10 protein-coding genes are annotated in these 12418 nt (G+C 69.9%); 3 read left to right on the plus strand and 7 right to left on the minus strand.

Going from position 1 to position 12418, the window contains the following annotated elements; all coding sequences use genetic code 11:
- Positions 1–3 precede the first annotated feature (3 nt).
- On the plus strand, positions 4–2121 hold the full coding sequence (locus tag QC826_RS14490) for a peptidase domain-containing ABC transporter (RefSeq protein WP_279766217.1): 2118 nt from the start codon (positions 4–6) through the stop codon (positions 2119–2121).
- Positions 2122–2200: 79 nt separating this feature from the next.
- On the opposite strand, the gene QC826_RS14495 is transcribed toward QC826_RS14490, so the two are convergent.
- The 3 genes from QC826_RS14495 to QC826_RS14505 form a co-directional block, all read right to left on the minus strand.
- A complete protein-coding gene (locus tag QC826_RS14495; RefSeq protein ID WP_409567882.1) occupies positions 2201–3043 on the minus strand; it encodes a LytR/AlgR family response regulator transcription factor in 843 nt (280 codons plus the stop codon).
- 20 nt (positions 3044–3063) lie between these two features.
- Positions 3064–4236 (minus strand): sensor histidine kinase, encoded by a 1173-nt coding sequence (locus QC826_RS14500; RefSeq protein WP_279766218.1) that lies wholly within the window; start codon positions 4234–4236, stop codon positions 3064–3066.
- 126 nt (positions 4237–4362) lie between these two features.
- Positions 4363–4575 (minus strand): hypothetical protein, encoded by a 213-nt coding sequence (locus tag QC826_RS14505; protein ID WP_279766219.1) that lies wholly within the window; start codon positions 4573–4575, stop codon positions 4363–4365.
- Between the two features lie 541 nt (positions 4576–5116).
- On the opposite strand from QC826_RS14505, the gene QC826_RS14510 reads away from it, so the two are divergent.
- Complete coding sequence (locus tag QC826_RS14510; RefSeq protein ID WP_279766220.1) at positions 5117–5932, plus strand: helix-turn-helix domain-containing protein; 816 nt, start codon at positions 5117–5119, stop codon at positions 5930–5932.
- Positions 5933–6094: 162 nt separating this feature from the next.
- The gene (locus tag QC826_RS14515) at positions 6095–7351 is read left to right on the plus strand and encodes an MgtC/SapB family protein (protein WP_093388864.1); all 1257 of its coding nucleotides are present in this window, start codon (positions 6095–6097) and stop codon (positions 7349–7351) included.
- A 147-nt stretch (positions 7352–7498) separates the two neighbouring features.
- Here the strand turns inward: QC826_RS14515 and QC826_RS14520 are convergent, their stop codons facing one another.
- From QC826_RS14520 to QC826_RS14535, 4 genes are read right to left on the minus strand one after another with little or no spacing between them, the layout of a single operon-like run.
- Positions 7499–8707 (minus strand): ABC transporter permease, encoded by a 1209-nt coding sequence (locus QC826_RS14520; RefSeq protein WP_093388863.1) that lies wholly within the window; start codon positions 8705–8707, stop codon positions 7499–7501.
- A complete protein-coding gene (locus QC826_RS14525; RefSeq protein ID WP_279766492.1) occupies positions 8707–9435 on the minus strand; it encodes an ABC transporter ATP-binding protein in 729 nt (242 codons plus the stop codon). Before QC826_RS14525 ends, QC826_RS14520 begins: the two co-directional genes overlap by 1 nt.
- Before the next feature lie 35 nt (positions 9436–9470).
- Positions 9471–10814: an efflux RND transporter periplasmic adaptor subunit gene (locus QC826_RS14530; protein ID WP_409567829.1), complete on the minus strand. Its 1344-nt coding sequence runs from the start codon at positions 10812–10814 to the stop codon at positions 9471–9473.
- A complete protein-coding gene (locus tag QC826_RS14535; protein WP_279766221.1) occupies positions 10811–12400 on the minus strand; it encodes an efflux transporter outer membrane subunit in 1590 nt (529 codons plus the stop codon). The genes QC826_RS14530 and QC826_RS14535 overlap by 4 nt, the downstream gene beginning before the upstream one ends.
- Positions 12401–12418 lie beyond the last annotated feature (18 nt).

Raw genomic sequence — 12418 nt, forward strand, 5'->3', positions numbered from 1 at the left:
CACATGTCGGATCTATTTCAACTCGAATTCGGCGCCAGCCGTCTGCCTATGCTGCGCCAAACCGAAGCGGCGGAATGCGGCTTGGCCTGTCTAGCCATGGTCGCCTCTTATCACGGCTTCCGCACGGATTTACCAACCCTGCGTGGGCGTTTTTCGCTATCGATGAAAGGTGCCAATCTCGCTCAAATCATTCGCTACGGCGACGGGCTGCAACTTAGTGGAAGACCCTTGCGTCTTGAAGTCGATGAGTTGCATGATTTGAAAACGCCATGCCTGTTGCATTGGGATCTCAACCATTTTGTGGTGCTCAAACGCGCCGGCAAGAGAGGAATTATCATCCACGATCCCGCCGTCGGTATACGTCATCTCGAATACGAAGTGGTGAGTAAACATTTCACCGGCATCGCGCTGGAACTGACTCCCACAGCACAATTCAGGCCCGCCATTGCGCGTCGCCGGACATCGATTTCCCAGCTTCTGGGCAAAGTCGATGGATTGTGGCGCTCCATGGGCTTGATTTTCGTAATGGCGCTGGCGCTGGAGGTGTTCTCGCTGATCTCGCCCATGTTCAATCAATGGGTGGTCGACGAAGCGCTGGTGTCGAACGACCGCGACTTGCTCAATGTGCTCGTGATCGGCTTTGCGCTGCTACTGGTAACGCAGGCCGCGATATCTTTGGCACAGGGCTGGGCCGTCATGTATCTGTCGACTCATCTAAACCTGCAATGGGTAGCGAATGTCTTCACACACCTGCTGCACTTGCCGGTAGCCTGGTTCGAAAAGCGGCATCTGGGCGACGTTGTGTCCCGTTTCAGTTCCGTCGGCGCGATCCAGCGTACGCTGACTACCAGCTTCATCGCCGCGATGCTCGACGGCTTGATGGGCATCGCGACATTAGCAATGATGTTTATTTACAGTGCGGCCCTATCCATGGTGGTGCTGGCGGCCGTACTGCTCTATGCCCTGTTGCGCGCTGCCGCCTATCTCCCGCTACGGGAAGCCAGCCAGGATGGACTCACGTTGGCCGCCAAAGAGCAAAGCTGCTTCCTTGAAACCATCCGCGCTGTACGCGCCATCAAACTGTTCGGGAAGGAACTCGACCGCCGCAGCCGCTGGCTGAATCTGATGGTCGACTCCGTCAATCGCGGGCTGCGCACGCAAAAATTCATGTTGTGGTTTGGCACAGCAAATTCCGTCGTTTTCGGTCTGGAAAACCTGCTGGTTTTTTGGCTTGGGGCGCACATGGTCATGGATCGCGCATTTACAGTCGGCATGCTGTTCGCGTTCACCGCATATGGCGGCCAATTCAGTGGTCGCATGTCCTCGTTGATCGATAAATTTATCGAGTTCAAGATGCTGTCACTGCATGCAGAACGCCTGGCCGATATTGTTCAGGAGGCTCCCGAAGAGACTGCGGCGCACGACGTGGCACTTGAAGGCCTTGCCGCGCGTATCGAATTGATTGACGTGGGATTTCGCTATGGCGACGGCGAACACTGGATAGTCCGCCATTTGAACCTCACCATCGAAGCGGGGGAAGCGCTCGCACTGGTTGGGCCGTCGGGCTGCGGCAAGACCACCGTGGTCAAGCTCATTCTCGGTTTGCTATCGCCGCAAGAGGGTGAGATACGTTACGGCGGCGTCCCCATCAAACAGCTCGGACAGCGAGCCTATCGCGCTGCAATCGCCGTGGTCATGCAGGACGATCAACTGCTGACTGGATCAATGGCCGACAACATCAGCTTCTTCGATCCCGCCATTGACCAGAAACGTGTCGAGGAATGCGCGGGGCTGGCAGCGATCCATGACGACATCGCGGCGATGCCCATGGGATATCACACGCTGACCGGCGACATGGGCACGACCTTGTCCGGCGGCCAGAAACAGCGCGTGCTACTCGCTCGCGCCTTGTACAAGGCACCCAAAGTACTGGTACTAGACGAGGCGACGAGCCATTTGGATATGGACCGTGAACGGCAGGTCAACGCAGCGGTGCAAGCGCTTGATATCACACGTATCTGTGTCGCCCACCGGCCAGAAACGATCGCCATGGCCAGACGGGTCATACGGCTGAACCGTGGCGCCATCGAGCAAGACCTGACGCAATTGCCGGCTAGTTAGCATGGGGAAATCGACGCCGACCTCTTGTTTTTTTGGCGGTTCCCACGTCCGATATGTCGAGACGGAGTGCCGTTGCCATCTACATTTGGCGGAACAGGTCGACATAGTTGCGGCTGACCACCAGCTGCTCCGGCCGCCCCTTCAGCTGCACCATCAGCCGGCCACGGAAGTCGGTCTTGGTGCCGGCGACGTGGCGCGCCGCCACGATCACGCTGCGGTGGATCTGCCAGAAGTTGGTTTCGTCGAGCTGCTCGCGCAACTGGCGCAGCGGCGTGCGGATCAAACTCTCGCCGCCGGCCAGGAACACGCTGGTGTACTTGTCGTTGCTCTGGAAGTAGATCACCTCCTCGATCGGAATCAGGCGGGTCTCCTCGCCGTGGGCGGCGCGTATCCACTGCAACGGCGCGGCGACCGGCGCGGGCGCGGACGGCTGCGTGCCGCCTGCGGCGGCCGCAGCGCCAACGTTCATGCCAACGCCGGCACCGGCACCGGCAGCGCCGGCCCCGCCGGCGGCGCCGCCCGGCAGCAGCTGCGCGCTGAGCTGCGCCAACAGGGCCTGCACGGCGTCGATGGCCGACGCCGCGGCCGGCGCGCCCAGCGTCGCCTTCAGCTTGGCCACCGTCTTGCCCAGCCGTTCCAGGTTGACCGGCTTGAGCAGGTAGTCGACGGCGGCGTGTTCGAAGGCGTCGACGGCGTACTGGTCGTGCGCGGTGACGAAGACGATGCGCGGCGGCCGCGCGCCGGCGGCCAGGCGGGCCGCCACGTCCAGCCCGCTCAGGCCGGGCATGCTGATGTCGAGGAAGACCACGTCGGGCGCCTCCTCGTCGATCAGGCGCAGCGCGTCGAGGCCGTTGGCGGCCTTGGCGACGACCTTCAGTTCGGGCCAGACGCCGGCCAGCTGGCTGGCCAGATAGTCCAGCAGGTGCGGCTCGTCGTCGGCGATTATGGCGCGGGGATGGTTGATGATGGCTCCGTGTTCAATGGCAGCAGCAGACGCACGGTCAGGCCGCAAGGTTGGTTTTCCAATAATTGTACCTGAGCGCCGCCGCCGTACAAACTGGCCAGCCGCGCGCGGATGTTGCTCAGCCCGACGCCGCCGCCGGGCTTGGCGGACGGCGCGCCCAGGCCGGCGCCGGTGTCGCTCACCTGCAGGCACAGCATGGCGCCGTCGACGCGCGCGCTGAGCAGCAGTTCGCCGCCATCCACCTTCGGCTCCAGGCCGTGGCTGATGGCGTTCTCCACCAGCGGTTGCAGCAGCATGGGCGCCAGCGGGGTCTGGCGCAGGCCGTCGGCGATGTCGATGCGGTAGCTCAGCCGCGCGCCCATGCGCACGGCCAGCACGTCGAGGTAGGCGGCGACCATGTCGGCCTCGGCGCCCAGCGTGGCCTGCTCGGCGCGGCTGGCGGCCAGGCTGGCGCGCAGGTAGTCGATGAAGCGTTCGAGCATGCGCCGCGCCAGCGCCGGCTTGAACTCGATCAGGCTGACCACGTTGGCCAGCGTGTTGTAGAGGAAGTGCGGCTCGATCTGCGCCTGTAGCGCGCGCAGCCGGGCCTCGGCCAGCAGCCGGCCGGTGGCGGCGATCTGCTCGGCCTGGCGCGCCGCCAGCGTCTCGGTGACGATGCGCCGCTCGCCCAGCACCACCACCAGCGCCATGAACAGGGCGACGAAGACGGCGAAGGGCAGCGTGGTGGTCAGCATGGTGCTGTCGAGCAGGTAGCGCAGCGGGCTGGCGCCGCGCAGCAGCGCCAGCCCGAGCGCGACGCCGAGCACCACGCAGGCGCTGATCAGCGTCACATAGTAGACGCGGCGCGGCAGGCCCTTGGCGCGCGACGGCCAGCCGCGCAGCAGATGGTTGAACAGGTGCTGGCTGCCGTGGATCAGATAGCCGACGATGTTGGAGATCAACAGCGTCGGCCACCAGTAGTGCGCGAACGGCTCGCGCCGGTCGGCGAACAGCATGTTGACCGCCACCAGCACCAGGGCGATGCAGGCGTTCCACACGGCGGTGTAGAGCAGATCGCGCAACGGCGAGCTGGGCCAGCGGCGGAACCAGGGCAGCAGATCGAGCGGATGGGTCGGCACACAAAGCTCGGGCCGGCTGGATGGAACTGTCATGCGTTGTTGCTCCTCGTTGTTGCTGCTAGTTGCTGCTAGTTGCTGCTGCTGCGACTAACGCCGCCGCGCAGAATGGGCCGCTTCGGGCCGGCGCGGCGGGGCGCTGCCGTCCCGCCCGGCGGGCGCTCAGGCGGCCATCTCTTCACGCCGGCAAGAAGTTACCATGAAAGCAGTGCGGCGCGCGATAGGGCAAGCGCGCCAGCGCCAGCGGGCCGGCCGCCACGCGGGCCGCGTCGACGGATAGAGGAACTGGCCCGCAGCGCTCTCCTCGACGAAGCGGCGGGTCTCGACGAACTTGAGCAGGGTGCCGTACAGTGTGGCGGTGGTGAGTGTTGACATGTTCGTCTCCTGGTGGCTGACAGCGCGAGTGGCTGCGACAGGAGTGAACTGTAGGCCGGCGCGCAGGCCGGCGCCGACCGATGCGACGAAATGCGCCACGGCGGCGCGAGGCGCGGCCGGCCGGCGCCAACCACGCGGCCAGCGCCTGGCGGCCTCAGCGGGCGGGGCAGCGTCAGCAGGCGGGGTCAGTGCCGACATTCGGACACGAGCTGAGCCGTACCGGCGCTGAACCCGCAGCGAGCGGCGGAATGCTGGGGCCGTGTCCGAATGTCGGACCTGACCCCGCCTGTGGGCGCCGATTTGACCACGCCGCCCTTGGAAATCATCCTGCCACGGCCGAAACAAGGCACTACTTGACCTAGATCAAGGTTTCTTCACTTCGCCGTTGATAAGCTTTTTGCCATAGTTCAAGTCCCGTCATTCCAGCCCACAAGGCGGCGCCGGCGGGCCGTTTCAACCGCGCAGCAATGCCGAATACCGTCCCCTGCTGCCAGGGGCCATCCAGCACCTGTTTAGTCAGCATGCAAGAAAGACAATCAACATGAATCGCCTGCTCACTCCGCCTCCCGCCGAGACCCACCACGCCGCCAGCGCCGGCCCCAAGATCGACTGCTCGACCTGCCTGGTCGGCCGCATCTGCCTGCCGGCCAGCCTGACCAGCACCGCCACCGACTGCCAGATGGTGCAGCGGCGCATCAAGATCGTCCGTGGCGACCACCTGTACCAGCTCGGCGAACCGGTCGGCGAACGCTTCTACGCCGTGCGCTACGGCAGCTTCAAGACCTACCACCTCGACCCGGGCGGCCTGCAGCGCATCGTCGGCTTCCACATCAGCGGCGACCACATGGCGCTCGACACCATGGGCCTGGCGAACCACCGCTGCGGCGCCATCGCGCTCGAGGACAGCGAGGTCTGCGAGATCTCCTACGACTGCCTGCACGCCCGCCGCGAGGCGCTGATCCCGCTGCAGCGCCACTTCTACACCATGCTCAGCAAGGAGATCGCGCGCGAGCAGGACGCCGCCCTCCTGCTGCGCAACACCCGCGCCGAACAAAGGCTGACCGCCTTCCTGCTCGGCATCTCCTTGCGCTACGCGGCGCGCGGCTACTCCTCGACCAGCTTCCGCCTGCACATGAGCCGGCAGGACATCGCCGACTTCCTCGGCCTGACGCCGGAAAGCGTCAGCCGCCTGCTGTTCGGCCTGAAGAGCCAGGGCCTGCTGGAGGTGTCCGGCCGCGCCGTCACCGTGCTCGACGCCGCCGGCCTGCAACGCCTGGCCGGCGGCTATGTCAGCCCGCCCCCCGCCGACGAGGCCGAAACGCGCCAGCCGCAACTCGCCACGGCCCATGCGGCCTGACGCGTCGCGGCCGGCCGGCCGTGGCGCGACTCCTTGCGCGCAGCCAAGGACGCGCCGTGGCGCCCGCGCCGTGGCGCGGCGGCAGGCGGCCCTGTCGCCCCGGTCCGGCGGCACCAGCGCTGCGGCGCTGACCGCCGCGCCGGCGCCAGCAGGCCCGGCGGTATGAACGCGGCCCTGGCCGGCCTGCCCTACCTCCCCCTGCTGACCGGCTTGAGCGTGGCGCTCGGCTGCGGCCTGTTGATCGGCATCGAACGCGAGCGGCGCAAGGGCAGCGGGCCGCAGCGCGGCTTCGCCGGCGTGCGCAGCGTCGCCCTGGTGTGCCTGTGCGGCGCGCTGGCGCAGATCCTGGCGGCCGGCCTGGTGGTGGTCGGCGCCGCCATGGTCGCGGCCTTGTGCGCCATCTCGTATTGGCGCCGGCGGCCGGACGACCCGGGTGTGACCACCGAACTGGCCTTCTTCCTGGCCTACCTACTTGGCGTGTGCGCGGTGCTCCACCCCGGCATCGCCGCCGGCGCGGCGGTGGTGATCGCCGGCATGCTCAACCTGCGCCAACCCTTGCACCACTTCGCCCGCGTCACGCTGCGCGCCGGCGAGCTGCGCGACGGCCTGATCCTGGCCGGCGCCGCGCTGATCGTCTGGCCGCTGCTGCCCGACGCCGCCAGCGACTGGCTGCTGGGCGCCAACCCGCGCCGGCTGTGGGGCGTGGCGGTGGTCATCATGGGCTTGCAGGGCGCCGCCCACATCGCGTTGCGCGTGACCAGCCCGGGCCTCGGCCTGGCGGTGGCCGGACTGGCCTCGGGCTTCGTCTCGAGCACCGCGACCACGGCGGCGATGGGCCAGCGCTACCGCGCCGATCCGACCCTGCTCGGCCCCTGCGTGACGGCGGCGCTGCTGTCGAACGTCGCCACCTACATCCTGCTGCTGGTGATCGCGCTGGCCGTCGCGCCGAACATGCTGGGCCACGTCGCGCCCAGCCTGGGCGCCGCGCTGTTGGCCACGCTGGTGCTGTCGGCCATCCGCCTGCGCGCCACCAACGCCACGGCGCGCCACGGCACGCCGCCGGGCCGCGCCTTCAGCGTTTGGCAGGCGCTGCTGTTCGCGCTGATCCTTTCCGGCGCGACCGGCCTGGTGGCCTTCGCCCACAACCACTTCGGTAGCGCCGCCGCCACCGCCGGCGCCATTCTGGCCGGCCTGGTCGACGCCCACGCGGCGGCCGGCTCGGTGCTGTCGCTGGCCGCCTCGGGCACGTTGACGCCGCCGGAACTGGTGCTCAGCCTGTTGCTGGTCATCAGCAGCAACACCTGCAGCAAATTGCTGGCGGCGGCCAGCGGCGGCCGCGCCTTCTTCGTGCCGATGGCCTTCGGCCTGCTGGCGATCCTGCTGGCGGCCTGGGTGCCGTACTGGCTGGCCTGGCGCTAATCGCGCAGGCAGCCCGGCCGCAATGGTGGCGGGCCTGGCAGCGGGGCCGCGCCGCGCACCGCACCGCCATCATGCCAAAGCCGGGGTTCCAAGCCGCGCCGCCAGCCGCGATTCGCCGCTCGTCCACCGGGGGCGGCAACTCCGCCCTCACTCGTGGCGCAGCGCCTCGATCGGGTCGAGCCGGGCGGCGCGCCGCGCCGGCACGTAGCCGAACACCACGCCGATGCCGGCGGCGAACAGGAAGGACACCAGATTGATCACCGGGTTGAACAGATAGGGCAGGTGCATCAGCCCGGCCAGCAAAGCCGTGACGACGGCGGCCAGCAGCACGCCGCTCAAGCCGCCCAGGGCGGCCAGCACCATCGCCTCGATGAGGAACTGCAGCAGCACGTCGCGCTCGAGCGCGCCGATGGCCAGGCGCAGGCCGATCTCGCGGGTGCGCTCGGTCACGCTGACCAGCATGATGTTCATGATGCCGATGCCGCCCACCAGCAGGCTGACCGCCGCCACCGCGCCCAGCAGCATGGTCATCACGCGGGTGGTGCCGGACATGGTGTCGGCCAGTTGGCGCGTGTCGAGCACGTTGAAATTGTCCTCGTCGTCGGCGGCCAGCTTGCGCCGCTCGCGCAGCAGCTGGGTCAGGCCGGCCTTGACGACGGCGCTGTCGCTGCCATCGCGCATCGACACCAGCAGCGTGGCCACGCGCAGGTTGCCGGTGACGCGGCGCTGCAGCGTGTGCAGCGGCAGCAGCACCATGTCGTCCTGGTCGATGCCCATCGCGCCCTGCCCCTTCGAGGCCAGCAGGCCGACCACGGTGCAGGAGAACTGCTTGACGCGCACCAGCTCGCCGAGCGGGTCGCGCTGCTCGAACAGCGCGCGGCGCACCGTTTCGCCGATGATGCAGACGGCGGCGCCGGCGCGCAGCTCGGCCGGCTCGAAGCGGCGGCCGGCGGCCAGCTTCCAGTTGCCGGCGTCGAACCAGGCGTCGCTGCTGCCGATCACGCTGGTGCTCCAGTTGCGCCCGTTGGCCACCACCGTGGCGCTGGTGCGACCCTCCGGCGCGACCGCCGCCGCGCCGCCGATCTGGCTGGCGATGGCCTCGGCGTCGGCCTCCTTGAAGGCCACGGCGCCACCACCACCGGCACCGAAGGCCTGGCGCTGGCCGGGCCGCACCATCAGCAGGTTGCTGCCCAGGCTGGCGATCTGCTGCTGCACCGCCACCGTCGCGCCGTTGCCCAGCGTGACCATGGTGATGACCGCGCCGACGCCGATGACGATGCCGAGCATGGTGAGAAATGAGCGCAGCAGGTTGCGCTGGATCGAGCGCAGCGCCAGCACGATGGTGTTGAACAGCATCAGCCCTCCCCCGCCACGGCGGCCAAGCTGGCCAACACCGGCTGCGGATTGATCTCGTCGCCGGCGATGCGGCCGTCGACGAAGCGGACGATGCGGCGCGCGTACAACGCCAGGTCGGGCGCGTGGGTGACCATCAGCACCGTGATGCCGTGTTCCAGGTTGAGGCGCACCAGCAGCTCCATGATCTCGCGGCTGCGCTGGGTGTCGAGGTTGCCGGTCGGCTCGTCGGCCAGCAGCAGCGACGGTTCGGTGACGATGGCGCGGGCGATGGCGACGCGCTGCTGCTGGCCGCCGGAGAGCTCGGCCGGCGTGTGCTGCTCCCAGCCGGCCAGGCCGACGGCGGCCAGCGCGCGCGCCGCCAGGGCGTGGCGCTGGGCGGCGCCCTCGCCGCGATACAGCAGCGGCAGCTCGACGTTGTCCTGCGCCGAGGTGCGCGCCAGCAGGTTGAAGCCCTGGAAGATGAAGCCGAGGTGGCGCCGCCGCAGCAGCGCCCGCTCGTCGCGCGACAGCTGCTGCACCGGCCGGCCGCGCAGCCGGTACTCGCCCTCGGTCGGCGTGTCAAGGCAGCCGAGGATGTTCATCGCGGTCGACTTGCCCGAGCCGCTGGGGCCCATGATGGCGACGAACTCGCCCTCGGCGACGTCGAGGTCGACGTGGTCGAGCGCCAGCAGCGCGTTGGCGCCGCTGCCGTAGCGCTTGCACACGCCGCGCAGGCGGATCAGCGGCATGGCGGCGGCGGTGGCCGCAGGCGGCAGCGGGCCGTTCACTGCTTGGCCACCTGGTCGGTGATGACCAGCATGCCGGCCTGCAGCGCGCCGCCGGTCACCTCGGTCATGCGGCCGTCGCTGATGCCGGTGCTGATCGCCAGCGGTTCGGCGACGCCGTCGCGCAGCACCCAGATCTGCCGCTGCGCGCCGGCGACCGCGCCGGCGCGGCGCGGCGCGCGGCCGGGCAGGCGCGGAATCAGGCTGCTCACCAGACTGCCGCCGGCCGCCGGCTGGGTCGCCGGCGAGAAGCGCAAGGCGCTGTTGGGCACCAGCAGCGCGTCGTGGCGGCCGCTGGCGCGGATGGTCGCGGTGGCGGTCATGCCGGGACGCAGGCTCAGGTCGGCGTTGTCGACGTCCAGATAGGTGGTGTAGGTGACCACGTTGTCGGTGATCGTCGAGCCGTAGGCGACCCGCGTGATGGTGGCCGGGTACTGCCGGTTGGTGTAGGCGCTGACGGTGAAGCGGGCCGCCTGGCCCAGCTTGACGGCGCCGACGTCGGCCTCGTCGACGTTGACCAACAGGCGCATGCGGTGCAAATCCTCGGCCAGCGCGAACAAGGTGACGGCCTGCAGCGAGGCGGCCACCGCATTGCCCGGCTCGACGCTGCGGCTCAACACCACGCCGTCGATCGGCGAGCGGATCGAGGCCTTGGCCAGGTTGGTGGCGTCGGTCGACACGGTGGCGCCGGCGCTGACCACGGCCGCCTGCGCGCTCTGCACGGCGGCGTCGGCGCGCGCCAGCACGGCGCGGCCGGTCTCCAGCTCGGCGCGCGAGGGCACCTTGCCGCCGGACAGGCGGGCCACCTCCTCCAGCCGCGCCAGGGCGCTGGTCGCTTCGGCGGCGGTGGCCCTGGCCTGGGCCAGCTCGGCGCGCGCCACCGCCAGCGCGGCGCGCGAACGGACGATCTGGTCGTCCAGCTTGGCCGTGTCCAGCCGCACCAGCACCTGGCCGGCGCGCACCGGGTCGTTGACGTCGACCAGCACCTTGGCCACGGTGCCGGACAGCTCGCTGCCCAGGTTCACCGAGCGGGTCGGCTGCAGGCTGCCGTTGGCCGTCACGCTGAGCACCAGGTCGCCGCGTTTGGCCGGCTCGGTGCGGTAGCTGGTGGTCGGCGCGGCCTCGCGCCGCGCCAGCCAGACCAGCAGCAGGGTGAGCGCCATTAGGACGGCACCGCCCAGCAGGGCGAGGCGGCGCTGGCGCGGCCGGCGCCACCAGGACGCGGCGTCAGCTTGGTCCGGCGCGGCGTCGACCGGCACGGTGGTCCTGGCAGTGACCCCGGCGATGGATGGCGCGGCGCGCGGATCGTCGATGGTGGCGCCGGCGGCGTTGTCTGTGCTCATGGTGAAACCTTGGAAATGGACGCGGCCGGAGCGGTCGCGACGGAAGAGGAAGCGGCGCCGGCGCCGGCGGCCTTGGCGGCGCTTCCGCCGCCCGCATCGGCGGCGGCGGCATTGGTGGCGGCCCCGCCGGCCTTGGCGCCATCGGCGACGCTGTCCGGCGTCCAGCCGCCGCCCAGCGCCTTGTACAAGCGCACATGGTCGGCGCTGAGCGCGGCGGCGGTGCTCGCCACGCCGTCCTGGCTGGCGTACAGCGAGCGCTGGGTCTCCAGCACCGTCTGGAAGTCGACCAGGCCGCTGCTGTAGCGCTGCCGCGCCAACAGCGCCGCGTTGCCGGCGGCGTCGGCCGCGTTGCCCAGGCGGCGCAGGCGCTCGCGCTCGCCGCCGATGGCGCTGAGCGCGTCCTCGACCTCCTGCAGCGCGGTCAACACCACGCCACGATAGGCCGCCTCGGTCTGCGCCAGCACGCCCTGCTGCAGGCGCACTTGGGCGCGGCTGGCGCCGCCGTCGAAGGCCTGGCCGGTCACGCTGGCCAGCAGCGCGCGCAACAGGTCGGTGCCGTTGGACGAACCGATGCCCAGGCCGCGCAGGCCGATCGAGCCCTCCAGGCGGAAGGCCGGATAGCGCGCCGCGTCGGCCTGGCTGACCCGCGCCAAGGCCGCGTTGAGGCGGTGCTCGGCGGCGCGCACGTCCGGACGCTGGCGCAGCGTGTCGGCCGGCAGGCTCAGCACCAGGTCGGCGCCGGCCTGCGGCACGGCGGCCGGCTGCGCCAGCAGCGCCGCCATGGCGTCCGGCGTGGTGCCGCACAACAGCGCCAGCGCGTGCGCCAGTTGCGCCGCGCTGGTGGCCAGCGGTGGCAGCTGGGCCGCCGCCTGCTCGCTGGCGGCGCGCGCCTGCTCGCCCTCGAGCGCCGTCAAGGCGCCGGCCTGCACGCGCCAGTCGGTGATCTGTAGGGTTTCCAGCTGGTTGGCCAGGTTGTCGCGGGCGATCGCCAGCCGCGTTTGCGCGCCGCGCAGGGCGATGTAGTCCAGCGCCACCTCGGCCGCCACGGCCAGCTGCACGTCGGCCAGACTGACCTCGCTGGCGCGCAGCTCCGCCTCGCCGGCGGCCAGCGCGTTGCGGCGCAGGCCGAACACGTCCGGCTCCCAGGCGGCGGTGAAGCCGGCGTTGTAGGTTTCGGTGGCGGCCGTCGTGCCCACCTTGTTCTGTTGCGCCGAGGCACTCAGCGAGACGTTCACGCCCAAGCCGGCGGCGGCCGCGTCGCGCGTGGCGCGCGCCTGCAGCAGCGCGGCGCGGGCGCCGGCCACCGTGTGGTTGGCCCGCAGCGCCTGCTCGATCAAGCCGACCAGACGCTCATCGCCGAAGCGTTGCCACCACGCCGCCAGCGAGGCGCCCTGCCCGGCCTGCGCCAACGCCGCGTCGGCGGCACCGCTCCAAGCGGCCGGCGGTGCCGGCGGCGGCGCCGTTGCCGGCGCCCTCGGCGTCGGCAGCATGCCGCACGCGCCCAAGGCCAGCAAGGCCGGCAGGAGCAAGCATGCGGGCCGCCACGGCGGCCGAGCCGCGTGGCCAGGTCGCCTTGATGCGGTCATGCGCTCTCCCTGTTGGTT

This window comes from Rugamonas sp. DEMB1 (assembly GCF_029834475.1).
Taxonomy (GTDB): domain Bacteria; phylum Pseudomonadota; class Gammaproteobacteria; order Burkholderiales; family Burkholderiaceae_D; genus Rugamonas; species Rugamonas rubra.